The 24,413-nt window shown below is 54.7% G+C and carries 21 protein-coding genes and 1 CRISPR repeat array; of the genes, 19 read left to right on the forward strand and 2 right to left on the reverse strand.

Annotated features, from left to right (window positions below):
• Positions 1-599: 599 nt before the first annotated feature.
• From plsX to EGT51_RS10370, 18 genes are all read left to right on the forward strand, one after another.
• Positions 600-1,634, forward strand: coding sequence for a phosphate acyltransferase PlsX (gene plsX / locus EGT51_RS10285; protein WP_135368623.1), 1,035 nt, complete (start codon positions 600-602; stop codon positions 1,632-1,634).
• 117 nt (positions 1,635-1,751) lie between these two features.
• Positions 1,752-2,003 (forward strand): acyl carrier protein, encoded by a 252-nt coding sequence (gene acpP / locus EGT51_RS10290; RefSeq protein WP_125575170.1) that lies wholly within the window; start codon positions 1,752-1,754, stop codon positions 2,001-2,003.
• 198 nt (positions 2,004-2,201) lie between these two features.
• Positions 2,202-2,897 carry a ribonuclease III gene (gene rnc / locus EGT51_RS10295; protein ID WP_135368624.1) on the forward strand — a complete coding sequence of 232 codons (696 nt, stop codon included), beginning with the start codon at positions 2,202-2,204 and terminating at the stop codon, positions 2,895-2,897.
• Between the two features lie 12 nt (positions 2,898-2,909).
• On the forward strand, positions 2,910-6,464 hold the full coding sequence (gene smc / locus EGT51_RS10300; RefSeq protein WP_135368625.1) for a chromosome segregation protein SMC: 3,555 nt from the start codon (positions 2,910-2,912) through the stop codon (positions 6,462-6,464).
• A complete protein-coding gene (ftsY, locus tag EGT51_RS10305) occupies positions 6,464-7,963 on the forward strand; it encodes a signal recognition particle-docking protein FtsY (RefSeq protein ID WP_135368626.1) in 1,500 nt (499 codons plus the stop codon). The genes smc and ftsY overlap by 1 nt, the downstream gene beginning before the upstream one ends.
• Before the next feature lie 207 nt (positions 7,964-8,170).
• On the forward strand, positions 8,171-8,512 hold the full coding sequence (locus EGT51_RS10310) for a putative DNA-binding protein (protein WP_125575166.1): 342 nt from the start codon (positions 8,171-8,173) through the stop codon (positions 8,510-8,512).
• Between the two features lie 19 nt (positions 8,513-8,531).
• Complete coding sequence (gene ffh / locus EGT51_RS10315; protein WP_135368627.1) at positions 8,532-9,977, forward strand: signal recognition particle protein; 1,446 nt, start codon at positions 8,532-8,534, stop codon at positions 9,975-9,977.
• A gap of 562 nt (positions 9,978-10,539) precedes the next feature.
• The gene (locus tag EGT51_RS10320; protein WP_135368628.1) at positions 10,540-13,188 is read left to right on the forward strand and encodes a cation-translocating P-type ATPase; all 2,649 of its coding nucleotides are present in this window, start codon (positions 10,540-10,542) and stop codon (positions 13,186-13,188) included.
• 136 nt (positions 13,189-13,324) lie between these two features.
• Entirely contained in the window at positions 13,325-14,500 is a 1,176-nt protein-coding gene (locus EGT51_RS10325; protein ID WP_135368629.1) for an AAA family ATPase, read from the forward strand.
• Between the two features lie 3 nt (positions 14,501-14,503).
• Complete coding sequence (locus EGT51_RS10330; protein ID WP_135368630.1) at positions 14,504-15,826, forward strand: vWA domain-containing protein; 1,323 nt, start codon at positions 14,504-14,506, stop codon at positions 15,824-15,826.
• Positions 15,823-16,113 carry a hypothetical protein gene (locus EGT51_RS10335; RefSeq protein WP_135368631.1) on the forward strand — a complete coding sequence of 97 codons (291 nt, stop codon included), beginning with the start codon at positions 15,823-15,825 and terminating at the stop codon, positions 16,111-16,113. The genes EGT51_RS10330 and EGT51_RS10335 overlap by 4 nt, the downstream gene beginning before the upstream one ends.
• An 87-nt stretch (positions 16,114-16,200) precedes the next feature.
• Positions 16,201-16,476 carry a 30S ribosomal protein S16 gene (gene rpsP, locus EGT51_RS10340; RefSeq protein ID WP_024525325.1) on the forward strand — a complete coding sequence of 92 codons (276 nt, stop codon included), beginning with the start codon at positions 16,201-16,203 and terminating at the stop codon, positions 16,474-16,476.
• Between the two features lie 9 nt (positions 16,477-16,485).
• Positions 16,486-16,746, forward strand: coding sequence for a KH domain-containing protein (locus EGT51_RS10345; RefSeq protein ID WP_135368632.1), 261 nt, complete (start codon positions 16,486-16,488; stop codon positions 16,744-16,746).
• An 82-nt stretch (positions 16,747-16,828) separates the two neighbouring features.
• Entirely contained in the window at positions 16,829-17,347 is a 519-nt protein-coding gene (rimM, locus tag EGT51_RS10350) for a ribosome maturation factor RimM (RefSeq protein WP_135368633.1), read from the forward strand.
• The gene (trmD, locus tag EGT51_RS10355; RefSeq protein WP_135368634.1) at positions 17,347-18,126 is read left to right on the forward strand and encodes a tRNA (guanosine(37)-N1)-methyltransferase TrmD; all 780 of its coding nucleotides are present in this window, start codon (positions 17,347-17,349) and stop codon (positions 18,124-18,126) included. The genes rimM and trmD overlap by 1 nt, the downstream gene beginning before the upstream one ends.
• A 112-nt stretch (positions 18,127-18,238) precedes the next feature.
• Positions 18,239-18,595 (forward strand): 50S ribosomal protein L19, encoded by a 357-nt coding sequence (gene rplS, locus EGT51_RS10360; RefSeq protein ID WP_048736156.1) that lies wholly within the window; start codon positions 18,239-18,241, stop codon positions 18,593-18,595.
• A gap of 175 nt (positions 18,596-18,770) precedes the next feature.
• Positions 18,771-19,226, forward strand: a complete 456-nt coding sequence (locus EGT51_RS10365) for a hypothetical protein (protein ID WP_135368635.1) — start codon at positions 18,771-18,773, stop codon at positions 19,224-19,226.
• A gap of 297 nt (positions 19,227-19,523) precedes the next feature.
• Positions 19,524-19,808 carry an LlsX family protein gene (locus EGT51_RS10370; RefSeq protein ID WP_135368636.1) on the forward strand — a complete coding sequence of 95 codons (285 nt, stop codon included), beginning with the start codon at positions 19,524-19,526 and terminating at the stop codon, positions 19,806-19,808.
• Here EGT51_RS10370 and EGT51_RS10375 read toward each other — a convergent pair.
• The gene (locus EGT51_RS10375) at positions 19,805-20,629 is read right to left on the reverse strand and encodes a helix-turn-helix domain-containing protein (protein WP_135368637.1); all 825 of its coding nucleotides are present in this window, start codon (positions 20,627-20,629) and stop codon (positions 19,805-19,807) included. The two genes, EGT51_RS10370 and EGT51_RS10375, sit on opposite strands and share 4 nt — an antisense overlap.
• 170 nt (positions 20,630-20,799) lie before the next feature.
• Between EGT51_RS10375 and EGT51_RS10380 the strand changes: the two genes are divergently transcribed.
• Complete coding sequence (locus tag EGT51_RS10380) at positions 20,800-22,788, forward strand: KUP/HAK/KT family potassium transporter (RefSeq protein WP_135368638.1); 1,989 nt, start codon at positions 20,800-20,802, stop codon at positions 22,786-22,788.
• A 172-nt stretch (positions 22,789-22,960) separates the two neighbouring features.
• Positions 22,961-23,351: a CRISPR direct-repeat array (repeat unit 25 nt; unit sequence GTATTCCCCACAGGTGTGGGGGTGA).
• A 98-nt stretch (positions 23,352-23,449) separates the two neighbouring features.
• Here EGT51_RS10380 and EGT51_RS10385 read toward each other — a convergent pair.
• Entirely contained in the window at positions 23,450-24,403 is a 954-nt protein-coding gene (locus EGT51_RS10385) for an alpha/beta hydrolase (RefSeq protein ID WP_135368639.1), read from the reverse strand.
• Positions 24,404-24,413: the final 10 nt, after the last annotated feature.

Genomic DNA, 24,413 nt, shown 5'->3' on the forward strand with positions numbered 1-24,413 from the left:
ACTTGGATCGTTCCCCAGAAAGAAACGGCCTCACCCCAGTAGAATACTGGAATGAAGCCGCTTAGGGTAAACGTCCATTTTATATTATTTCGAATGACAACTTGACAGGGGCCAGTACAAGCCAAAAAGCGGTCTCGGACCTTGCTTTGAGCCGAAAAACACGTCTCAAAGACACCAACTTGCCAGCTTGTTACTGAGCCGAAGACTACGGCATAAAGGTCCCAGTTCTATGTCACTCACGGTTGAAGTGGTACACGGCTATGTGCCGTCAGTGGTGATGTATCTGGGTGGTTATTTTTAACCGTTGTAGCGGTTGAACCACCATCGTAGCCGTGAGTCCGCTAAATATGAGCTCAGCCGTGGGAGTTTTCTTAGCGGCAGAGCCGCTTAGAAAACTGGCGTCTTTGAGACGCGAACTTCGGCTCAAAGCGAGGTGGCGAGACCGCTCTTCGGCTCGCCCCGTCCGCCCACAGCGAACCGGCTCATATTTAGCGGACGGTAAGGCGACCAGTCCAACCAATCCCGTCAGCCATTTAAAAAAATAAGTAAACCAAAAATACCGTCTGAGCACGTAGACGTGATGCAAAGGAAGGGTACTCATGAAAATTGCCGTAGACGCAATGGGTGGCGATTACGCCCCCGCAGAAATCGTTAAGGGCATCGAATTGGCCCGGGATGCTTACCCGGACCTGGAATTTTTACTCTATGGTCAAGAAGAACAAGTCAAGCCCCTGCTGCAGGATAGCACGCGCATTGAATTGATCTCCGCACCAGAAGTCATCGCCATGGAAGATGAACCGGTGCGAGCCGTTCGTCGCAAGAAACAATCCAGCATCGTACTGGCTGCCACGGCCGTACGCGAGGGCCAAGCCGACGCCTTCTTTTCGGCCGGCAATACCGGGGCGGTGTTGGCCGCGGGATTGTTGATCGTTGGTCGCATCAAGGGCATCGATCGGCCCGGCTTGACCACGACGTTGCCCGTCTTGCGCAAGCCGGACCAATCCAGCTTCGTCATGTTAGACGTGGGCGCTAACGCCGACACCAAGCCCTTTAACGTGGTCCAGTACGCCATCATGGGGCAGTATTACGCCCAATCCGTGATGCACGTGTCAAATCCGCGCGTCGGCCTTTTGAACAACGGGACCGAGGCCGACAAGGGTGACAAGGCGCACCGGGCCATTCACGACGCCTTGTCAGCGATGGACGAAATCAATTTTGTCGGTAATGTTGAATCGCGTGAACTGTTAAATGGGGCCGCCGACGTGGTGGTGACCGATGGCTTTACCGGTAACGCTACGCTCAAGGCCATTGAGGGCACGGCGCTGTCCATGTTGAAGCTGATCAAGGGCGAGATCATGAGTGGCGGCCTCGGGGGTAAGCTGGGGGCCGGGCTCTTAAAACCCGTCTTCAAAAATGTCCAAAGCGCCATGGATTACTCACAGTACGGTGGCGCGGTCTTACTGGGCTTGAAGGCGCCCGTGGTCAAGACACACGGATCGACCAAGGCACCGACCGTGAAAAACACGATTGGTCAGATTCGCGAATTGCTCGCCAGCAAGAGTGCCGACCAGTTAGTCACGTATTTTGCCGAACACGGCGACCAGATGGCGACCCTGAAGGAATCTCTGAAGTAGCCGGCTATAATGAATTTGCGTAAAATCTTCAACCTGGGGTCCACGCGCATAATGGGCTAGACAAGGACTGGCAAAACGGTTAGACTACTTATTGAATACTGTGAGTGAGGGATTACAATGACAAAAGCAGAAATTTTTGACAAAATTGCGGACATCATCGCCGACCGGTTTGAAACGGACCGCGACGCCATCAACGACCAACTGAACTTCAAACAGGACCTGGACGCCGACTCCATTGATTTCGTGGAATTTGTGTTGGAACTGGAAGACACGTTTGGCGCTGAGATTTCCGATGAAGACGCTGAAAAGCTGAACACGATTGGCGAAGTCGTTGATTACATCGACGCTCACCAAAACCAAGAAAAATAACCACTGAGCGAGTCCGGGCCGTCGATTACTACGTCCCGGGCTCTTTCACGCTTTACCCCACCCAATGAAGTGAAAATTTTGCCGCATTTTGACGTGGATTGGGTCGGGTTCAGGTATAATAGGTCTGTGTGTCTAAAATCAGACGAGAAAGTTTGCAAGTTATCAAGTAGATTAGAGCAGAAATGAGGGAATTAGCGCGTGATTGTTGGATTAAATCAAGAGTTAGCAGAAAATTTTGATATTCATTTTAAAGATCAATCGTTGTTAGACGAAGCGTTTACCCAAGCTTCGTACGTGAACGAACATCCCAATCAGGGGTTGAAATTTTACGAGCGCATCGAATTCTTAGGGGATGCCGTGATGCAGTTGGTCGTGTCTAACTACATTTTCCGGCGTTATCCCAAGATGCCGCAGGGCCGGTTGACGCGGCTGCGGGCCGCTATGGTCAATGAACAGAGCTTTGCCAGTTTTGCTCGCGAATGCCATTTTGACAAGTACATTCGCTTGGGCAAGGGCGAAGAAAAGGCGCAAGCCCGCCAACGAGACTCATTGTTGTGTGACATCTTTGAGTCATTCATCGGGGCCTTGTACATGGATCAAGGCTTGGATAAAGTCGTTTCGTTCGTCACCAAGGTCGTCTTCCCTAAGCTAGATGAGGGCCGCTTTGACGAATTCTTTGACCACAAGACGGAGCTGCAGGAATTGATCCAACAAAACGGACCGGTCGACATTGACTACCGGCTGCTCGACGAAGAGGGTCCCGACAATGACCGGGCCTTCAAGGTTGCCGTCTACGTGGATGACAAGCTATTGGGCGAGGGCCACGGCCACTCGAAGAAACACGCGGAACAAAATGCCGCGCGCCACGCGTTGGCGAATTTGAAAGAAGAGTAAGGATGACTAACGATGCGGTTAAAGACATTAGAAATTAGCGGGTTCAAGTCCTTTGCGGATAAAACCCGGATTGACTTTTTGCCGGGGATGACTGGCATCGTCGGCCCAAATGGGAGCGGTAAGAGTAACATTTCCGAAGCCGTTCGGTGGGTCTTGGGGGAACAATCTGCCAAAAGTCTGCGGGGCAGTAAGATGCCCGACGTGATCTTTGCGGGTTCGGCCGACCGGCACCCGTTGAATCGGGCAGCCGTGTCGATCACGCTGGATAACAGTGATCATTATTTAAAAAGCGACTACACGGAGCTGACCATTAGCAGGATTCTCTACCGGTCGGGTGATTCGGATTACCAGCTGAACGGGCAGAGTTGCCGACTCAAGGATATTACGGAACTCCTGATGGATTCGGGGATGGGGCAAGACTCCTTCTCCATCATTTCACAGGGGCGCGTCGAGGCCATTTTCAACAGTAAGCCCGAAGACCGGCGCAATATCATTGAGGAAGTCGCTGGCGTTTACAAGTACCGCAAGCACAAGGAAAAGGCCCAACGTGAGCTGGACGACACCATGGCGTATCTCCACCGGGTCGAAGACATCATCGCGGAGCTGGAAGGCCGCGTGCAACCGCTAGAAGAGCAGAGCAACCTGGCACAAGATTATTTGGATCAGCAGCAAAAATTTGCCCGGTTGGACCGGACGCAATTGGTCCGCCAGCTCCACACTGAAATGACGCAGAAGCAAACGGCTGACGAGCAGGTCACCGCCAAGCAACAACAGGTGGCCCAGCATCAAGCGGCCGAAAAGGACCAGACCAAGACAGTCATGGCCTTAAAACGCCAACAGACCGAGTTACTGGCCCAAAAAGATGACCTGCAAGATCAATTGGTTCAGGCCACGCAACAAGTCGAGCAGCGTCAAGGGCAGGTCAACTTGTCCGGCGAACAACAGAAACACCAAGACGAACAACGCCAACAGCTTCAAGACCAATTGGCGGCACTCAAGACGCAACTGACGGCCAACCAGGACGCCTTGGCGCAGGCCCAGGCATCCGTGGATGAACTGGCCGCGGCGATGAAGACGGCCAAACGCGAAGCCAAAGAACTGACGGCCGCCACGGATCCGCAGACGATTGCGGCTCTGCGCCAACAGTTGGAAGACCAGCGGGCCACTTATTTTGACCAGAAGCAGGCCGTCGCTAACTGGCGCAATCAACGCCAATATTTACAGCAGAACCAAGAGCGCCTGCAGCAACAAGGCAAGCGTGTCGCCGAACAATTGGCCACACTGCAGAAACAGGCACAAACGGCCCAACAAACCGTCGCAAAATTGGCTCAGCAAGCCACGACCCAAAAGACGGCCCTGAACCAAGCCGAACAGGCCCTCGATACCGAGGCCGGCGCGTACCAACAACACCAGCGCCAGTACCAAACCTTGCAGCACAATTGGCAAGCGGCCCTTGAGGTCTACCAACGGGCGCAGACCAAGGCGGCCAGTCAACAGGCGTCTTCTGCCGAATACGGGGGGTTCTATCAAGGCGTGCGGGCCATCTTGAAGCAGCGTGACCATTTCCGGGGCTTACTCGGGGCGGTCTCCGAACTGCTGACGGTACCCGAACGCTACACCACCGCGGTGGAATACGCCTTGGGTGGCCAACTACAACAGGTCGTGGTCGATGATGAAACCACGGCCAAGGCCGCGGTCGGCTATTTGCGCGAACACCGTGCTGGGCGGGCGACCTTCCTGCCGTTAAGCACGATCCGCGGTCGGCAAGTGGACCACCAAACGTTGCAACAGGTCCGTAGCCTGGCCGGTTTCTTAGGAGTCGGGAGTGAGCTGGTCAAAATCGATTCAGCCGCCACGCCGATTTTAGGCCATCTCTTAGGGACCACGCTCTTTGCGGCGAACCTGGAGACGGCCGTGGCCATCAGCCAGCGCATCCACCACCGCTACCGGGTCGTGAGCCTGGCCGGCGACGTGGTCAGCGCTAGCGGGGCCATCACCGGGGGACAAACGCGCCAGAACCACAGTAGCGTGCTCCGTCAGCAACAAGAGCTCCAGCAATTGCAGGCCAACATTGCCCAGATGCAGCAGTCCTTGACCGCTCAGGAAGCCAAGATCAAGGCACAACGGGCGGCTCTGTCGGCTAGCGAGCAAAAGAGTCAACAGTTGCAGAGCACCATCAATGAATTACAGCCAAAATGTCGACAATTAGACGACCAACTGGCCGGCGCCAAGACGACGCTGGAGCAGGCCAATCGGCAGGTCAAGGCCGCTGAACTCGAAATCCAGCAGGCCCAGGCCAGCGATGCCGACGACCAAAGCAGTCATTTGGCCCAGCAGATCAAGACGGGGGAGGCCCAAGTTACCGACACGGAACAGGCCATCGCTGATTTACAACAAAAGATCAGTATGGTCACGGCGGAGCAGTCGCAAAAACAGGCGGCCCTGACGGCTAAGCAAACGTGGCTGGCCGGTGCCAAGGAACGTCATCAGCAACACCAAGCCACGGTAGCGGGCCTGCAGACGGACATTACTGCCGGTCAACAGCAGGTCACGACCGTTTCCGACCAGTTGGCCGCCTTGACCCAACAAACGGCCCTGACGCCGGCTGCGGCCAAGCAACAGTTGGCTCAGGCGCAATCCGACCGGCAACAGGTCCAAACCACGTTGACGGCGACCGATGAACAGTTGACCACGGTCAATGATCAGTTGGCCCAAGCCGAAACGGCTAATCAACGAACCAGCGGGTTATTGCAGCTGGCCAACGACGATTTCCAGGCCGCCCAGGTCCAACAGACCCGCTTGGCCGCGTTGATCGATCAGCAGCAAAACCAGTTGGCTGAGAAGTATCAGTTGAGCTTAGCGGCCGCAGAACAAGACGTCAGTGATTTGCCGGCTGACGAACTGGCCGTGCAGTTGAAGCTCTTGAAGAAGGGCTTAGACGAGATTGGGGCGGTCAACGTGAACGCCATCGACGAGTATCGCGAGGTCAAGGAACGCTATGACTTCTTGACCCAGCAACGCGACGACCTGGTCACGGCTAAGGAGCAGTTGACGACCACCATGACCGAACTCGATGGTCAGGTCAAACGGCGGTTCAAGGACAGCTTCGATCAGGTCGCAGCGAAATTCACCGCCACGTTCAAGCAGATGTTTGGCGGCGGTAAGGCCGAACTGGTGTTGACCGATCCGCACGATCTGTTGACGACTGGCGTGGACATCATGGCCCAGCCACCGGGTAAGAAGTTCCAAAACATGGGCTTACTTTCCGGGGGCGAACGGGCATTGACGGCCATCACGCTGTTGTTTGCCATCTTACAGGTCCAACCCGTACCATTCTGTATTTTAGATGAGGTGGAAGCGGCGCTCGACCCGGCCAACGTGACCCGGTTTGCCCGCTACATCCACCAGTTCCAAGATCAGACCCAATTTATCGTGATTACCCACCGCAAGGAAACCATGGTCCAGGCCGATATCCTTTACGGCGTCACGATGCAAGAATCCGGCGTCTCAAAAATGGTCGCCGTTGATTTGGACCAAGAAACCACTCAGGAAAGGAAGCAATCCTAATGGGATTATTTGATATTTTTCGTCGGCGAGCCAAAAAGGAACCGACTAGCACGGCGCCGGCTAGTAGCGCGGCCGCTGAAGAAGCGACTACTAGCAGTGCTGCCAGTAGCGCTGCACCGGAATCCGGCGCCCAATCAGTTGCCAGTGCGGCCCCGTCACAGGCCCCGGTAGCGCCAACTTCAAGTGCCGCGCCATCGTCTGCCGCAGAAGCACCGGTTGCTGAAAAGAGTACGGCGGCCTCTGTGGCCCCGGTAACCAGCGAGGCAGCAACCAGTGAAGCAGCCGCTGTGGCTCCGGAAGCCACGCCAGCCTCGGTCGCCAGTGAAGCACCGGTTACCGAGAAGAGTGCGGCGCCGGTGAGTTCGGCAGCTGCCAGCGCGGCTACAGAACCCGCTGCTTCGGTGGCACCGACCAGTGTCGCCCCGGAAGCTGTACCGTCTAGCGCGGCCGCAACGTCTGCCGCTGAGGCAACGCCGGTTGCACCTAGCTCGGCAGCACCAGTTGAAGACTCAGCCGACACACCGGCTGCTCCGGCAGAAAAGACGGATGAGCAACTCTACGACAAGGGGTTGGAGAAGACCCGGACCACGTTTGGACAGAAGTTAAACGCCTTGCTGGCGAACTTCCGGCACGTGGATGAGAGCTTCTTCGATGATTTGGAAGAAACGCTGATCGGCGCCGACGTGGGCTTTGACATGGCCGTGAAACTCAGTGACGAGTTGCGCGACGAGGTCAAGCTGCAAAACGCCAAGAAGTCCGCGGACGTGCAAAACGTGGTGGTCGAAAAGCTGGTTGAGATCTACGACGAAGCCGGCAATAACGAAAGCACCGCGTTGAACATGGCTACTACCGGCCCAACCGTGATCCTGTTCGTTGGGGTCAACGGTGTCGGCAAGACCACGACCATTGGGAAAATGGCCAACCGTTACCATCAGGCGGGCAAGAAGGTCCTGCTGGCCGCTGCCGACACGTTCAGAGCCGGAGCGACCGAGCAACTGGACGTCTGGGCCAAGCGCGCCGACGTGGACATTGTGACCGGTAAGCCGCAATCGGATCCGGCCGCGGTAGTCTTTGACGCCGTGCAAAAGGCGAAAAAAGAAGACTACGACATTCTCTTCGTCGATACGGCCGGCCGGCTCCAAAACAAGGTCAACCTGATGAATGAGTTGGAAAAGATGAAACGGATCATCACACGCGAGATTCCGGATGCGCCGCATGAAGTCCTGTTGGTCTTGGATGCGACGACCGGACAAAACGCCTTGACGCAAGCCAAGTTGTTTAAGGAGTCCACGGACGTCACCGGGATCGTCTTGACCAAGCTGGACGGGACCGCTCGTGGGGGGATCGTCCTGGCCATTCGCAATGAGCTCCACGTGCCGGTGAAGTTCATCGGTCTGGGCGAACAAATTTCAGATCTCCGGCCATTTGACCCGAACGAATTCGTTTACGGGTTGTTCAAGGGCTTAATTGATGTGAATGCTTTAGAGAAAAAGGCTTAATCTTTTAGGGGAAGCGACCAACGCGGTTATTGGCGGGTGGTCGCTTTTTTCATTGATGTGGCGGATACCGCTTCTAGCGCACGCAGGTGGCCGGCAAGCACTATGCCAACCGATTTCCCGTTTACCGGTAAAATCAGCGAAAAAAATTGACGAAACCGCGAAAAATCGGTATTCTGGTAGAGTGTGACATGAACTGGAGGACTCGCAATGGAAATTGAAAAAAATTATCGGATTAATTCCTTATTTGCGTTCTACCAGCCGCTACTGACCGCAAAACAGAATAATTATATGCAGCTGTACTACGGTGATGACTATTCCTTAGGTGAAATTGCGGAGGAATTTAACGTGAGTCGGCAGGCCGTTTACGACAACCTCCGCCGCACGGAAAAGATTCTGGAAGATTATGAAGCCAAGTTGCATCTCTATCAAGAATTTACGGCCCGCAACGCACAGGCTGATGAAATTCAGGCCTACGTGGCGGCCAATTACCCGCAGGATGCCAAGTTAAATCGCTTGGTTGCGGGACTCGAAAATCTAGAAGAACAATGAAAGTTAGGTGGCAATACGAATGGCGTTTGAAGGATTAACTGAACGACTACAAAACGCAATGCGCAAGCTTCGGGGCAAAGGAAAAGTCTCCGAAAGTGACCTGCGCGAAACGATGCGAGAGATTCGACTCGCCTTACTGGAAGCCGACGTTAACTTTACGGTGGTCAAGGACTTTGTCAAGCAGGTCCGTGACCGCGCAATGGGCGCCGACGTTTTAGAAGGGTTGAACCCCGCTCAACAAATCGTCAAGATCGTTGATGAAGAGCTGACCAAGACCATGGGGGACGAAGCCGTTCCGCTCAACAAGTCCGCTAAGATTCCGACGATCATCATGATGGTCGGGCTCCAAGGGGCCGGGAAAACGACGACGGCCGGTAAATTGGCCTTGAAGTTAAAAAATGAAGAAAACGCGCGCCCCTTAATGATTGCGGGCGACGTTTACCGGCCAGCCGCCATCGACCAATTGGTCCAAGTGGCTGCCGGCATTGACGTTCCTGTCTTTCAGCTGGGGACCGATGTGGATCCCGTGGAAATTGTTCGCCAAGGGTTAGCCCAAGCGGAAAAGGACCACAACGATTATGTCATCATTGATACCGCCGGGCGCCTGCAGATCGACGAACAGTTGATGGATGAACTGGCGAACATCAAAGAACTGGCCCACCCCGACGAAATCCTTTTGACGGTCGATGCCATGACTGGGCAAAACGCCGTGGCCACCGCCGAAGGGTTCAACGGCAAGCTTGACGTGACCGGGGTCGTTTTGACCAAGTTGGATGGCGATACCCGTGGTGGGGCCGCTTTGTCGATTCGTTCCGTCACTGGTAAACCCATCAAGTTCATCGGGCAAGGCGAAAAGATGACCGATTTGGACGTCTTCCACCCTGACCGGATGGCGTCACGGATCCTGGGGATGGGTGACATGCTCTCCCTGATCGAAAAGACTCAAAAGGAATACGACGAGAAGCAAGCCAAGGAATTGACCGAAAAGATCCAGGAAAATTCCTTTGACTTCAACGACTTCTTGGACCAGATCGAACAGATTCAAAAGATGGGGCCCATGGATGAATTGATGAAGATGATCCCGGGGATGGCCAATAATCCGGCGTTGAAGAACGCCCAGGTCGACCCCAAGGATATGAACCACTTGAAGGCCGTCGTGTACTCGATGACCCCCCAGGAACGGACCAATCCCGATGTGTTGAATCCTTCACGGCGGCGACGCATTGCGGCTGGTTCCGGGCGGCCGATTCATGAAGTGAACCGTATGATCAAGCAGTTCAACCAGATGAAGAAGATGATGAACCAAGTCTCCAAGGGCAACATGTCCGGCATGGAGCAACTCATGGGCAACGCTGGCATGGGTGGCGGTATCGGTGGTCGGATGCAAAAGATGGCCATGAACCGGATGACGCGGCAAATGAAGAAGAATAAAAAGAAGCGTCTAAAGCGCAAGAAGCGGCGGTAGTCGTCAAAAGGAGTGGGCTAAAAGGCGGGTAGCCGGCGAACATTAGAGCTGATAACCGAATAATCCTGGTCTTGGATGGTTTGGTTATCAGGCTTAAGCGAAACCGGCTGCCTTTTGGCGCACGCTTCAGCCATTTTAAGGTGAAACGCAAAGGTCTGGGAGTCGTCTACCCTGGCCTTTGTGCGTTTACGGCTCTGTCCGTGCTGAAGAACGGCAGGCGATTAAATAGTTGAACCGGTTAGCTTCCCGTTATCCCCCCACTTGTGAGTTTAGCAAAAACTTACTAATACCATTAACTTTTTGATGGCTTTTGGGTAGACGCCGCGCAATTTATCCGGTATACTACCCCTAAAGCAACCATAAGGGAGTAACTAGCAGAACGTTTCTGCGGCAATACCCGTCAGCAAGATGCTTTTGACCCGTTGGTGGGGTCAATCCGGGATTGTCTTAAATAGTGAGACTTATGTGTGAGCACAATTATTTGTGTGCACGCGTAAGTCTCTTTTTTGACCCTGAATGGTTGAAGATGGGCTACACGGCACATCATAGGAGGAAAGCATCAATGGCCAAATTACCGTTTTATCAGGAAACCGTCGAGGCGCTGTATCAACAGTTGCAGACGGGGGAACAGGGATTGAGTGCGGCGACTGCTCAAGAACGCCTCGCCCAAAACGGACGCAACGCTTTGAATCAACAAAAGACGACCTCGTTGCTGCAAAAGTTCATTGCCCAGTTCAAGGATTTTATGATCATCGTTTTACTGGTCGCCGCTTTGATTGCCGGGCTGACCGGAGAAGTTGTCGACGCTGTGATCATCTTGATCGTGGTGGTCTTAAACGCCGTCTTCGGGGTCTTTCAGGAGGCCAAGGCCGAAGAAGCCATCAATGCCTTAAAGGAAATGTCGGCGCCCAACGCCACGATTCGCCGGGACGGTCAGGTCATGACAGTCAAGAGCGACGAGTTGGTCGTGGGGGACATCGTCTTATTAGAGGCCGGTGACATTATCCCCGCCGACTTGCGGCTGATCGACGTGGCCTCACTGAAGGTCGAAGAGTCCGCGTTGACCGGGGAATCCGTGCCGGTTGAAAAGGCGGCGGGGACCCTGACCGGCAGCGACCTGCCGATTGGGGACCGCCACAACATGGCCTTTATGAATTCCAACGTCACTTATGGTCGGGCAACCGGGGTCGTGGTGGCCACGGGGATGCAAACGGAGGTCGGGCGCATTGCTGGCATGATCGAAGCCGCTGACGAGACGACCACGCCACTGCAGGCCAACTTGACGCAATTAGGCAAGTCGTTGACCATTTTAATTCTCGTGATTGCGGCCATCGTCTTTGGGATGGGCATGTGGCGGCAGGCCGAGAGTCTGATCGACATGCTGTTAACGGCGATTTCCTTGGCCGTGGCGGCCATTCCAGAAGGCCTGCCCGCCATCGTGACCATTACCCTGGCGCTGGGAACCCAACGGATGGCTAAGCGTCACGCCATCGTCCGCAAGTTGCCGGCCGTGGAAACGCTGGGCAGTACCGACATCATCGCCTCGGATAAGACCGGGACGTTGACGCAAAACAAGATGACTGTGGAAAAGGTGTACCAGAACCTGCAACTGGTCGACGCCCACACGGTTGATTTTGACCCAGAGAATCGCTTAGCGCAGGTCATGATTTTGAGTAACGATACCAAGGTGACCCCAGACGGCTTGGCCGGTGACCCGACCGAAACGGCGCTGGTCCAGTACCAGTTGGACCGGCAATATCCGGTCGAACAGACGCTGACGGCTATGCCCCGAGTCGCTGAGATTCCGTTTGATTCCGAACGGAAGTTGATGTCTACGGTCCACCCATTAGCCGACGGTCGTTTCCTGATCGCCGTGAAGGGGGCGCCGGACGAACTGCTTAAGCGCGTCACCCGTCTGGCGCAAGCCGATGGGGTGGTCCCGTTAAGCGATAACGACCGCCAAGAGATTTTAACCACCAACCACGACATGGCCGTGCAGGCGTTGCGGGTCTTGGCGTTTGCCTACCGCATCGTAGACCAAGTGCCTAGCAATATGACCAGTCAGGCTGTGGAAAATGACCTGATCTTGGCCGGGATGGTCGGGATGATCGACCCCGAACGGCCGGAAGTAGCCCAGGCCGTGGCGGATGCTAAGTCTGCCGGGATTCGGCCAATGATGATCACCGGGGACCACCGGGATACGGCGGCGGCCATTGCGGCACGACTGGGTATCATTGAGAAGGGTGAGACGGCTTCGGTCATTACCGGGGCTGAACTGGATGCCATGGACGACGCCACATTTGCCAAGAAGGTCAGTGATTACGCCGTTTACGCCCGGGTCGCTCCCGAGCACAAGGTCCGTATCGTCAACGCTTGGCAAAAACGCGGGAAGGTCGTGGCCATGACCGGCGACGGGGTCAACGATGCCCCCGCCCTCAAGGCCGCCGATATCGGTATTGGTATGGGAATCACCGGGACCGAGGTCTCCAAGGGGGCCAGTGATATGGTCTTAGCCGATGATAACTTCTCCACCATCGTGGTAGCCGTTGAAGAGGGACGGAAGGTCTTTGCCAACATCCAAAAGGCCATCCAGTACCTGTTGTCCGCCAACCTGGGGGAAGTCCTCACGCTGTTCATGATGACCATGCTGGGGTGGCAGATCTTGGCGCCAGTCCACATCTTATGGATCAACCTGGTGACTGATACCTTACCAGCAATTGCGCTGGGGGTTGAGCCTATGGAACGTAACATCATGAAACAACCACCACGGGGGCGGCAGTCGAACTTCTTTTCCGGCGGTGTCTTGGGCGGCATCATCTACCAAGGTCTGCTGGAAGGGGGCATTACCCTGTTCGTCTACTGGCTGGCCATCACGTACCCCGTGCACACCACCAGTAGCTTGATGCACGCCGATGCCTTGACCATGGCGTTTGCGACGCTGGGACTGATTCAGTTGTTCCACGCCTTTAACTCCAAGTCGATTCACGGGTCGATCTTTACCGTTGGCTTATTTAAGAATAAATTCTTCAACTGGGCCATCCTGATTGCCTTTGCCTTACTGGCAATGACGATCCTGGTCCCTGGCTTAAACAGCATGTTCCACGTGGCTCATTTGGACGCGTTCCAATGGGGCATCGTCTTGGCGGCATCACTGATGATGATCGTCATTGTGGAAATTGTTAAATTCTTCCAGCGTCGCATGTTAAAATAAGACTAACTTGCGAGCTAAGAGTGGGACAAAGGGCGGTTGCCCTTTGGCGCACGTTTCGACTATCTGAAGTTAGTGAACAAGAGTTTGGATGTCTTGTCCAAGCTCTTTCTTATTAGGCAAAAAGGAGGAATCGTGCATGGCACTAACGTATCAAGCGTGTTTACAGGCGACTGAGGTGGTCCTGGCCAGTGGCGCTGTGCCCACCATCGTGGGGGAAGCCGGCATTGGCAAGTCCGCGCTGGTCGCCGAATTGGCACAGCGTCGGCAAGCCAAGCTATTCACGACCGTGGTCAGTCTGGTCGAAAAAGGTGACCTGGTCATTCCAGTGCCGCCGTTGACCAGCGATTCGTTTGTCCAAACGGCCCAGTACGGCTCACTGGCCGACGTGCAGTTTGGCTATTCCCATACGTTGGTGGCGATGGTGCGCTATGCCGAAGCCCATCCGGATCAAGAGATCATTTGGTTTCTAGACGAATTCAACCGGGGCACCCAGGCCGTGCAAAGCGAGCTGATGAACCTGGTTTTGCAACGACAAATCAATACGTTGACGCTCCCGCCGCAGGTGCACTTGATTCTGGCAGAAAATCCGGACGCCACCATGGCCGGATTTGAACAGAGCCATTACGGGGTGACCCCGGGGGATGCGGCCATTGCCGATCGGACGACCCGTCTGATCTTGCAGGCCGATACGCCGACTTGGTTGACCTGGGCGACGGCGACCGTGGATGGACATCCCCGGATCGACCCACTGGTCACGACGTATCTGCGCGACCATCCGGACGATTTACAGGTCACGGCGACGGCCAACGCCGTGGATGATGACCTCCAGCCGACGCCACGGGCCTGGGAACGGGTCTCGCGGGCAATCCGCGAATTGACCCGCCAACAGCTGTGGGGCCAAACGGCGGTGGTGACCGCTTTGATGCAGGGTAATTTGGGCGTGAGCGTGGGGAGCGCATTTGCGAGTGCCCTCTTACGCCAACACCCAGGACTCACGGTGGAACAGGCCTTCAGTGCTCCAGACGCTGTCACGACGTTTCGGGCCTTAACGCCCGCCCAGCAGCAGACGATTTTACAAAATTGCCTGGCAGCCGAAGATTGGCCGCTGACCACGGCTACCACGGCCGCGCGGTTCGGTGAGCTGTTGGCGGTTTGCCCGCCGGACGGTCAGTTTGCGATTGCCCAACGCCTGGCCGATCAGGCGCACGTTTTAGAGGACTTAGACGCAGTGCAAGCCGAGCGGCTGGCCGTGGCGCAGCTGTATCAGCAGTTGACCCTGATCGGCAAACGTAGTAGTGAAATCGAGGTGTAGCCCATGACCAGTTTGACAGGTGACCTTGAGCGCTTGCGGCAAGCGGGAACCACGGACCAGCCGCAACTGGCCCAAACGCTGTATCGCCATAGCGTGTTGTATCTGTTGCAGCACGACCCGTTTTACGGCCACGTCCTCAGTCGATTGAATGTGACGGTCACGGCGCCGCGACAACGCGCCCCACTGGGACTGGTCCCGACGGCGCGTGAGTGGCAACTGCAAGTCCAACCCCAAGCCTTGGCCCAGACCGATTGGACGGGCTCGCAGTTTTTGGCCATGTTACGCCACACGGTCTTACACCTGCTGTGGCGTCACCCGCAACGCTATGCGACGGCCGTGCAGACCGCAGCGCAGGCGGGCTTGGTCCGTTGGGCGACGGATGCGGCCGTCAATGACTATTTGACCGATTTGCCGCACAATGCCGTGACCAGTCGGCGACTAGGCGAGTTGTTAAAAGCACCCGTGGCCCCGCGCCAGGATTCGGCGGTCTATTTGCGACAATTGCGTCGCTGGCAGGCACAACAGGACGCGACCGATCAGTCACTGGCACCAGGGGGTCCCGCCAGTGTTGACACCGCGCCTGTAGCCGATGGTCATGTGGGCTGGCAAACAGCCACCGACGCGGCCGCGGAGACGCGCGAGCAGTGGCGGACCCAACTCTTTCAAACCGTGGCGTCAACGTTATCTGCCAAGCAACGCGGGACGTTACCGGGGCACGTGCAGGCCGCCTTACAGCCGGTCATGGCGCGCCCGATGCTCGACTGGCGGGCGGTGTTAAAGCGCGGTCTCGGTCAGGTGCCGGCTGGTCGACAAGCCGCTTATGGCCGCTTCAACCGCCGCCAGCCCGTGCGCATGGAGCTTCCCGGCAACATCGTGCGGACCTGGCAACGCGTGGCGGTTTTTGTTGATGAGTCGGGTTCGATGGGTAATCAAGAAATCAGCTATCTGTTGGGGCAAATGGCCACGTTATTGGCCGTTTATCCGGCGCAGGTGACCGTTTACCCGTTTGATACGACCGTGGATGAGGCGGCCAGTTTTCGCCTGGAGAAGCGGCCTCAGCACCTCTCACGCACGGGTGGTGGGGGTACGCGATTCCAGGCGGTATTTGACCGGCTCCCCCGGCTACTGGCAGGCAGCGACCAGCCGTTGGTCGTGATCTTGACGGATGGCTACGGCGAGAAGCGCGTCCAAGCCACGTTGCCGGTGACGGTGGTGTGGCTACTGACTAGTCCCGTGACCGAATTTTCCGTGGTCGACGCGCCGGGGACCGTCGTGAGCCTAACGACAGATCCGCAGTGGCAAGCTTTAAGGAGGACTCGTAGATGACCTTAACACCCAGTGAATTACGATCATTACTCAAACAAGATGCGGCCTTTCGCAACGCCCGGGCCATTTTGACCGACGAGTGGGCCGCACGCGCAGCAGAAAACCCGTTGTTTCAGGCGCCGATGACGATTGCGGATCTTAAATTCGCTTTGGACCTGCAGGCGGCGGGGGTGGCTGACAGCGCCGTTGACTTTACGGATTATGTGGCGGTGCAGGCGTGGATCGGGGCACATCGGCAGTCATTAACGCCGAACGATATTGCCTGGTTGCAACGGAATTTTGAATAATTTCAAGGTGTAAAGAAAAAACCCTTTACATCATATCCAGAAACTGGTATATTATTACACGTTGAAAGAAATACAGGAGGTGTCTACATGTCAGTTAAGATTCGTTTAAAGCGGATGGGTTCTAAGAAGCGCCCATTCTACCGGGTCGTGGTTGCCGATTCACGGAGCCCTCGTGATGGTCGGTTCATCGAACAAGTTGGGACCTACAACCCAGTTACCCAACCTGCCCAAGTGACGTTAAAGGAAGAATCTATCTTGAACTGGTTGAACAATGGTGCTCAACCTTCAGATACGGTTAAGACTTTGCTCTCTAACGCAGGGATCATGAAGCAATACCACGAAGCTAAGTACACTAAAAAGTAGTGATTAGCAATGACCGATTTTAAGGCATTAATTCTAGCGATTGTTAGCCCCCTCGTGGAGCATCCCGACGATTTGGTGGTTACACCGGTCGAAACGGAGCGCTTCTACGAATATCGGTTAGCCGTTCACCCCGATGACGTCGGACGGGTGATCGGTAAACAAGGCCGTGTCGCACAGGCTATCCGGACGATTGTCTATAGCGTGCGTGTGCAAGGCAACAAACGGGTCCGGCTCATCATTGATGACCGCCCAGCAAAGAAACTCGAGTGAGGCGGCAACGTTTCCTCGAGTTTTTTGTTATCACTAAATACGAAATCTTAAATAAATTACGATGACAAAAGGAGGCACCAAGATGGCTTATTATACGGTCGGTACCATCGTCAACACCCACGGCATTAAAGGCGAGGTCCGCGTCATTGCGACCACGGACTTTCCCGAGAGTCGCTTTGCGGTCGGTTCCACGCTGTATGCCTTTCAAAAGGGCCAGACCCAGCCAACGCAGCTGACGGTCGCTACGATGCGCAAACACAAGAATTTTTACCTGTTGGGCTTCGTGGACAAGCCGTCGATCAACGACGTGGAGATCTACAAGCAAAGCACGCTCAAGGTCACGGATAACGAATTGGCAGCTAGCGACCTACAACCGGGAGAATATTACTACCACCAAATCGTGGGCTTACAGGTCGTGACGGTCGATGGTGAAAAATTGGGCGAAATCAAGGAGATCTTGTCGCCGGGGGCCAATGACGTGTGGGTCGTGGCGCGGCCGGGCAAGGACGACTTGCTGCTGCCGAAGATCGATGACGTGGTCAAAAAGGTTGATTTGGACGCCGGTCAGGTCACGGTCGAATTAATGGAGGGACTCGAGTAATGCGAATCGATGTGTTAAGTTTATTTCCCGATATGTTTTCCGGGCCGATGCACGACTCGATCGTCGGTAAAGCCATTGAAAATGGACATCTGACCATGCCCGTGACTAATTTCCGCGATTACTCGACCAACAAACACGGCAACGTGGACGACTATCCCTTTGGCGGGGGCGCGGGGATGCTGTTACAGCCACAACCCATTTTCGATGCGCTCAAGGCCACCGAAGAACAGGCCGCCGCAGAGGGGTTGCCTAAGGGTCGGGTCATCTTGTTGGATCCCGCTGGGGTGACTTTTGATCAGCACGTCGCCGAGGAATTTGCCCACGAAGAACATCTGACCTTCCTGTGTGGCCATTATGAGGGCTATGACGAGCGGATTCGGACGCTGGTGACGGATGAGGTCTCCTTGGGCGACTTCGTCTTAACGGGCGGCGAATTGGCGTCTATGGTGATGATCGATGCGACGGTGCGGCTCTTGCCCGGGGTCTTGGGCAACGCGGAGTCGGCACCGGGCGATTCGTTCTCGTCGGGACTGCTGGAATACCCGCAATACACGCGGCCAGCCGAGTTCCGGGGGATGAAGGTGCCAGATGTCTTGATCAGCGGCAACCACGGCAAGATCGATGAGTGGCGGCAAAAAGAGGCGCTGCGGCGGACTTACTTGCGGCGTCCAGACCTGATTGACCATCACAAATTGACCGCTCAACAGAAGCATTTATTGGCCGACGTGCGGATCGAAGAAGAGGAACGCCAGGCCGCTGAACAGGAGTCAAGAAAATAACCTTTACAGGCATTTTTAGATATGGTACACTTACTTTTGGCTGTTTAGCCACAGAAACAACATTCCGCTGTCGAATCTGAGAATGAATGTTGGCGAAAGGATAGAATAGATTATGCGCCAAAACAATTTAATTGCTAAGATCAACCAAGAACAATTACGGGACGATGTACCAGACTTCCGTGCCGGAGACACTGTTCGGGTTCACGCCCGGATTGTCGAAGGTACCCGCGAACGTATCCAGTTGTTCGAAGGTGTCGTTATCAAGCGTAAGGGTGCTGGCATCCAAGCAACTTACACGGTACGTAAGATCAGTAACGGTGTCGGTGTGGAACGGATCTTCCCATTACACTCCCCACGTGTTGCTAAGATTGACGTTATTCGTCAAGGTCGTGTACGTCGTGCTAAGCTCTACTACCTCCGTGAACTTAACGGTAAGGCAGCGCGGATCCCAGAACGCCGTCGCAACTAGTTTGCACTTTAAAGGCCAATCACTTCGGTGGTTGGTTTTTTTTGTGCGAAAAAATTGACGTTTTTACCCTAATTACAGTCAAAGTGACAGACTATGGCACCCCCATTTTGTATACTAACTCTGGTTACTATTGGTAGCCGATTAAAAATGTATCGCTGAAAAGGAGAGAAGCGGAATGTCAAAGCGAATTAAACAGAGTCTTTTGCTGATAATGAGTTTGTTGGTGGGGACAGTAATTGGGCTATCAATGCTGTCGACAGCCAATGCCAGACGCATGAATTACACACGGGCAACGCCAGTAAAGTCGCGAGGAATCTGGTATAGTCGTAGACCCTATGTGCATTATGAAAAACTCATCATTAGAAAACATGCTGTTACCTGGTATCAAAAGGACAAGCGTTCAGAAGCTTGGAAAAAGACCCGGCATTTGCAAAACAAGCAACTCTTTGTTTTGCATGACAAGCTGAAAGTTGGCAAGCATCAGAAAGCAATTTTTGGATTTTATTCAGCCAATCAAGATGATGCCGACTTTAATTACTTGACCACAAAACGGATCAAAGGAAAGAAAGTTCGCGTGATGAAAAATGTTAACGGCGGAACATTCTATCATTCATGGAAGCGCGTCAGATAGCATAGAACTTTTTGGCGAGAAATTGATGTAGAAAAGCGGCATCGACTGTTGAAATTTCAAGAAATGTTTTCTACTAAGTTAATGATCAGCGTTTAAGAAAGGCCAGTACGCTGGCTCAGAGAAATCCGTTAATTGATTCAAGCTGTTCAAAGCTAAAAAATCACGCGCACATGCAAAAGAATGGCGCGTGATTTTTTTGAGCTGATTTTAGTTAAGCCAACGACTGAACATGCTCACCCACCGCATGCCTGGCAACGGCCTGTGCTAGAATTAGCGCCAAAAGAGGGGGTCATCGTGATGGTAAAGGTAAATCTGCGTCGTTGGAGCCTGGAAGGGCTGATCAGTTTGGTGGTCACCGCCGGTTTATTATCGATCATCATTTCGTCGGCCAATGCCTGGATGCATATGGGCCGGGCGTCGGTTATGGATCTCCGGGTCTTTGGCCTGGCCTTTTACCAACTCACCCGTACGGCCGGTCAAGTGAGCGGCCAAACGTTAAATCAAGGGATGGGGGCGGTGTGGTTGGGTGGTAGTCTGTTGCTATTTGGCCTGCTAGAAGCCCGGCACCACCTGATTTCTTAGGCCTCGTCGTCATAGACCTTTTCGTGAAAGAGGGTCGTTAACATGGTCTCGTATTGTTTGGCCATCAGCGGGGTCGTGGCCGTTTCGACTTGCGTGCTTAAAATCGCGAGCAAGTGATAATCGTTGGCTAGCATGTAGTGGGAGTTGTGCTCGCTGGCAAAGGCGATGCCCTGATTCAGGTAGGTGGCCGCAATTGCTGAGTCACCGAGCTTTTCGTGAGCGAAGGCGGCTAGGTAAAACAGACAGTTGAGATTTTCCTCGTAGGGTGTTTCATCCAGATAGGCCAGGGCTGCTTGAATCGCGGTCGTGGCCGTTTGGCGTTGCGTTTCTTGGGCGGCCACTAGCCCCAGTGAGCCGTAACACAGCCGCGTTAATGCGGTGGGCCGTTTCGTGGCTGCGCTGGCCAAAGCCAAGCGGAAGTTTTGTTGAGCGGCGGTCAGGCTCCCCAATTGATAGTCGGTGACGCCCAGGTAATAGTAATACGCCTGCGTTTGGTCGGCCGTTTCGATGGCAGAGAGCACGGCTTCACCGTTGAGGTAGTCGCGTAATTGGCGATACTCGTGTTGCCGACACAGCGTGCTGACGTGCGCATTAAAATTGTCCCGGCCACTGACGGCAAAGTCTGCGGCCAACGTGATGTCGTTGAGACTGATCTGCAGTCGCTGGCACAGGTGGATCAACAATTTGGCATTGGGCATTGTCTGCCCGTTTTCAATTGCCGACAGCATTGACTGCGCACAAATTCCTGTGGCCACTGCCTGTTGTGACAGGTGCTGCTGCAGGCGCGTTTCCTTTAAAATGGTCCCCAACTGATTGTCCATGTTCGTCCCCCCTAAGTTACCCTTGATGATACCAGATAACCAGCGTGTTCGCCTAGAACTATCGTATTACCCATTAATTCGGTTAATGACTTACTGAATCACGGCGTATTCGTTGGCAGGACGGCCGAAAGCGACTATCATGGGTCGCAGAATCAAAGGGGGCTCAAGCCATGAAAACCACGACACGAACGCTATCAGGACTGGGGATGCTCATCACCCTAGGCATCGTTTACGGCGACATTGGGACCTCACCGCTCTATGTGATGAATGCCATTATCGATGCGGCTGGCCCACAAAAATCGGCCGAGCTGACTCCCATGATGTTGGGCAGTATCTCGCTGATTTTTTGGACGTTGATGTTGATTACGACGGTCAAATATATTCTGTTGGCCATGCGGGCGGACAACCGCGCCGAGGGCGGCATTTTCGCGTTGTATGCGTTGGTCCGTAACCGGGCGAAGTGGTTGATTATGCCAGCCCTGATCGGTGGGGCCGCCATCTTAGCGGACGGCACGCTGACACCAGCCGTGACCGTCACCTCGGCGATTGAAGGCTTAAAGGGTCAAGCCATCGGACCACTGCACTTTAGCACGACGCAGGGCTGGGTCCTATTGGTCGTGACCGGTATCTTACTGGTGCTGTTCTTGATTCAACGATTCGGTACGCAGATGATTGGCTGGTCGTTTGGCCCGTTGATGTTAATTTGGTTCACGTTTATCGGGCTGGTCGGTCTCAGTAATCTGTTGCACGCGCCGGCCATGTTACGGGCGTTATCGCCGGTCTACGCGGTCAGCTTCTTGGTGAGTCCGGCCAATCACCAGGGGATTTTTATTTTAGGGAGCATTTTTTTGGCAACGACCGGGGCCGAGGCCCTTTATTCGGATATGGGGCAGGTCGGCAAACGAAATATTTATGGGACCTGGCCGTTTGTCTACGCCATGTTAATGCTGAGTTATCTGGGTCAGGGGGCTTGGGTCATTCGTCACGGGGCGGCCTTGACGCGACCGGTCAATCCCTTTTACGCCATGGTGCCCGTGCACTGGCGGATGTTTGCCATCGTGATTGCCACGATTGCGGCCATCATTGCCTCTCAGGCGTTGATCACCGGTTCCTACACGCTGGTCCACGAGGCCATTGGGCTGAAATTGTTGCCACGGTTGCGGATCAAATTTCCCGGTAGCGTCAAGAGTCAGCTGTACGTTGGCGCCGTCAATTGGCTGTTGTGTGGCATCACGCTGTCGATCGTATGGTACTTCCGGACCTCGACGCACATGGAGGCGGCGTATGGCCTGGCCATTACCATCACCATGCTGATGACGACGTTATTGTTGCGCGCGTTTCTTCAGCAGCGCGGCCATCAGGTCTTGGCCGACGTTTACGTCACGGCATTTGGCCTGTTGGAGAGCCTGTTTCTGCTCGCCAGTCTGGCCAAATTTGTCCACGGCGGCTACGTCACGGTCCTGCTCACGCTGGCGATTCTGACGGTCATGGTCTTCTGGCACGTCGGCAACCTGCGGCGAGATGCCCATCTGGCTAACACGGAAAATGTCTCGCTTTTGGATTTCGTGCCCCAGTTGGCGGCGTTGAGCCAAGACGACCAGGTGCCACCGTTCGCCACGAATCTGGTGTACATCGGCTACGTGGGCGCGGACTACGCTGTCAAACGGGCGACGGTCTATTCAATCTTGGATCAACAGCCCAAGCGCGCCAAGGTCTACTGGTTCGTGACGGTCAACGAAACGGACACGCCTTATGAATGTACTTATACCGTGCAACAGCTGGCGCGCAGTGTCATGGACGTCCAACTGTACCTGGGATTCAAGAAACCCCAAAGATTAAACGTGTACTTGCGGCAAATTGTGAATGATCTGTTGAAGGCGGGAGCGCTGGATGACCAGACGCCACGCTACTCCAGCATCCCGGGACGAAGAGTTGGGAACTTCAAGTTCGTCATGTTGAATCAGCAGTTCCAAGATCTAGGCGCTCAGGAGGACTTGCCGGTGTTAGACCGCTTATTAATTGGCGGTCGACTACTGTTGCAACGTATTTCTTTGTCGCCCCAGCGTTGGTACGGCCTAGCCTTCAGCGATGTCGTCGAGGAACGGGTACCACTGTTCATCGGCCAGCATCCGGATCGGAGTTTGCGGCAGCGGAAATAAGGAAGGCCAGTTGGAATTTGATTTGGAATTCCAACTGGCCTTTTTGTTACGGCTAAAATGCAGCTAAAAAATGAATTGCTAAAGCTGATTTGCTAGTGTATGCTAAAACCAAGTTAAATGAAAAACGAGTTTTTTCATTTTCACAATCCCGGTGTGACGGCGTTTGGTAAGTGTATTCCCCACAGGTGTGGGGGTGATCCTCGTGATAGTTCCATGAATGTCATTGTTTGTACGTATTCCCCACAGGTGTGGGGGTGATCCCGCGTGATAAAAGACAAGGTAAAGAAACGAGCCGTATTCCCCACAGGTGTGGGGGTGATCCCCTCTGGGAACCATTTAACGCCATGGTCTTTAAGTATTCCCCACAGGTGTGGGGGTGATCCCAGCATCGACTTTGCCGTCAAGGTCGCCGATGAGTATTCCCCACAGGTGTGGGGGTGATCCCGCCGAAGCTCCCGCCTTCTTCGATGGATTGCGGTATTCCCCACAGGTGTGGGGGTGACCCCAAATACTCCAGTATAGAATGGTCGGGCTTTCAGTATTCCCCACAAGTGTGGGGGTATTCCCAAGCTGCCGCCACATCTCTCCAAAAACTAAGATGCATAAGAAAAGACCCACCAGCCAAATCAAGGCCAGGTGGGTCTTTTCCTATATCTCTAAACTATCCCCACAAAAATGTTTCCATATCCTGTACCACTTCAGGGTTCCGCCGCGGTAGGGCGCCGTGGGCGGCGTCTTGACCGGTGAGCTCGATTTCCTTGAAGGATTTGGCCCGATTGGCAAGGAGGAACTTAAGCGAGCGGGCCGAGGCGACGGAAATGGTGCCGTCCGTGTTGGCACCGTCGCCCAGGTCGCCGTAGATACTGAGGACCTGGAGCTGATTATTCGGAATATTTCGTCGGTGATCGACCAATTGGCGGAAGGTCGGTGAGAAGTGGCTTGGCCGTCCGTTAGCCGCGTTGGTGGTGTGGACTGACCAGGGGTTCATGACAATATTACCCAGCATGGGTGGGGCGATTGCCACGTACTTCTGTAGTTGCGGCAGACGCTTGCGCTGACCGAAGAGCGTTTCGTACATCATGATATCCGTGTTGCCCATGGAATGGCCGACGTAGTTGAAAGTCGTGATGCCGTAGCGTCGGTGCAGCTGCTTGATAATGCGCTTGAGCCAGCGTGCGTCTTGGTGGTAATTGCGGTTGCGGTTATCGCGAAAGACGATTTGAATCTCTGGATGGCGGGTGCCTTTAGGCCAAGTGCCGCTCCAGTTGACGTGACCGTTGGGCGTGACCGTCGCCAGCAGCGTCCGGGTCGCGTAGCCGTCTGCCTGAGCGCTATCGATCAAGTTATTCGTTGACCCAGCATTGCCGCCAAACCCGTGCATAAAGAGCGTCGGTGTGGCGTAGCCGGCCTGGTGTGTCCGCCGGCGGGTCTTGGTCTTTTTGGCCTGCGTCTTTTTGCGGGCCGCGGCCGCTTTTTTTCGGTCCAAACGAATCATTTTCTGCGTCTTGACGCGACTGTGGGCCACGGAATGCTGGCCATCAACGGCTGCGCAACCGGCCAAGAGCACACTAAAGATGAGTAGGGTTCCCCAACCCCATTTCAACAGGCTTCGCATCGTAATCTCC

Source organism: Levilactobacillus suantsaiihabitans (genome assembly GCF_004745505.1).
GTDB classification, from domain to species: domain Bacteria; phylum Bacillota; class Bacilli; order Lactobacillales; family Lactobacillaceae; genus Levilactobacillus; species Levilactobacillus suantsaiihabitans.

Excerpts from the sequence above, each read along its gene's own strand:
- plsX (WP_135368623.1), top strand. The coding sequence starts at position 600 with ATGAAAATTGCCGTAGACGCAATGGGTGGCGATTACGCCCCCGCAGAA.
- acpP (WP_125575170.1), top strand. The coding sequence starts at position 1,752 with ATGACAAAAGCAGAAATTTTTGACAAAATTGCGGACATCATCGCCGAC.
- smc (WP_135368625.1), top strand. The coding sequence starts at position 2,910 with ATGCGGTTAAAGACATTAGAAATTAGCGGGTTCAAGTCCTTTGCGGAT.
- ftsY (WP_135368626.1), top strand. The coding sequence starts at position 6,464 with ATGGGATTATTTGATATTTTTCGTCGGCGAGCCAAAAAGGAACCGACT.
- EGT51_RS10310 (WP_125575166.1), top strand. The coding sequence starts at position 8,171 with ATGGAAATTGAAAAAAATTATCGGATTAATTCCTTATTTGCGTTCTAC.
- ffh (WP_135368627.1), top strand. The coding sequence starts at position 8,532 with ATGGCGTTTGAAGGATTAACTGAACGACTACAAAACGCAATGCGCAAG.
- EGT51_RS10320 (WP_135368628.1), top strand. The coding sequence starts at position 10,540 with ATGGCCAAATTACCGTTTTATCAGGAAACCGTCGAGGCGCTGTATCAA.
- EGT51_RS10325 (WP_135368629.1), top strand. The coding sequence starts at position 13,325 with ATGGCACTAACGTATCAAGCGTGTTTACAGGCGACTGAGGTGGTCCTG.
- EGT51_RS10330 (WP_135368630.1), top strand. The coding sequence starts at position 14,504 with ATGACCAGTTTGACAGGTGACCTTGAGCGCTTGCGGCAAGCGGGAACC.
- EGT51_RS10335 (WP_135368631.1), top strand. The coding sequence starts at position 15,823 with ATGACCTTAACACCCAGTGAATTACGATCATTACTCAAACAAGATGCG.
- rpsP (WP_024525325.1), top strand. The coding sequence starts at position 16,201 with ATGTCAGTTAAGATTCGTTTAAAGCGGATGGGTTCTAAGAAGCGCCCA.
- EGT51_RS10345 (WP_135368632.1), top strand. The coding sequence starts at position 16,486 with ATGACCGATTTTAAGGCATTAATTCTAGCGATTGTTAGCCCCCTCGTG.
- rimM (WP_135368633.1), top strand. The coding sequence starts at position 16,829 with ATGGCTTATTATACGGTCGGTACCATCGTCAACACCCACGGCATTAAA.
- trmD (WP_135368634.1), top strand. The coding sequence starts at position 17,347 with ATGCGAATCGATGTGTTAAGTTTATTTCCCGATATGTTTTCCGGGCCG.
- rplS (WP_048736156.1), top strand. The coding sequence starts at position 18,239 with ATGCGCCAAAACAATTTAATTGCTAAGATCAACCAAGAACAATTACGG.
- EGT51_RS10365 (WP_135368635.1), top strand. The coding sequence starts at position 18,771 with ATGTCAAAGCGAATTAAACAGAGTCTTTTGCTGATAATGAGTTTGTTG.
- EGT51_RS10370 (WP_135368636.1), top strand. The coding sequence starts at position 19,524 with ATGGTAAAGGTAAATCTGCGTCGTTGGAGCCTGGAAGGGCTGATCAGT.
- EGT51_RS10375 (WP_135368637.1), bottom strand. The coding sequence starts at position 20,629 with ATGGACAATCAGTTGGGGACCATTTTAAAGGAAACGCGCCTGCAGCAG.
- EGT51_RS10380 (WP_135368638.1), top strand. The coding sequence starts at position 20,800 with ATGAAAACCACGACACGAACGCTATCAGGACTGGGGATGCTCATCACC.
- EGT51_RS10385 (WP_135368639.1), bottom strand. The coding sequence starts at position 24,403 with ATGCGAAGCCTGTTGAAATGGGGTTGGGGAACCCTACTCATCTTTAGT.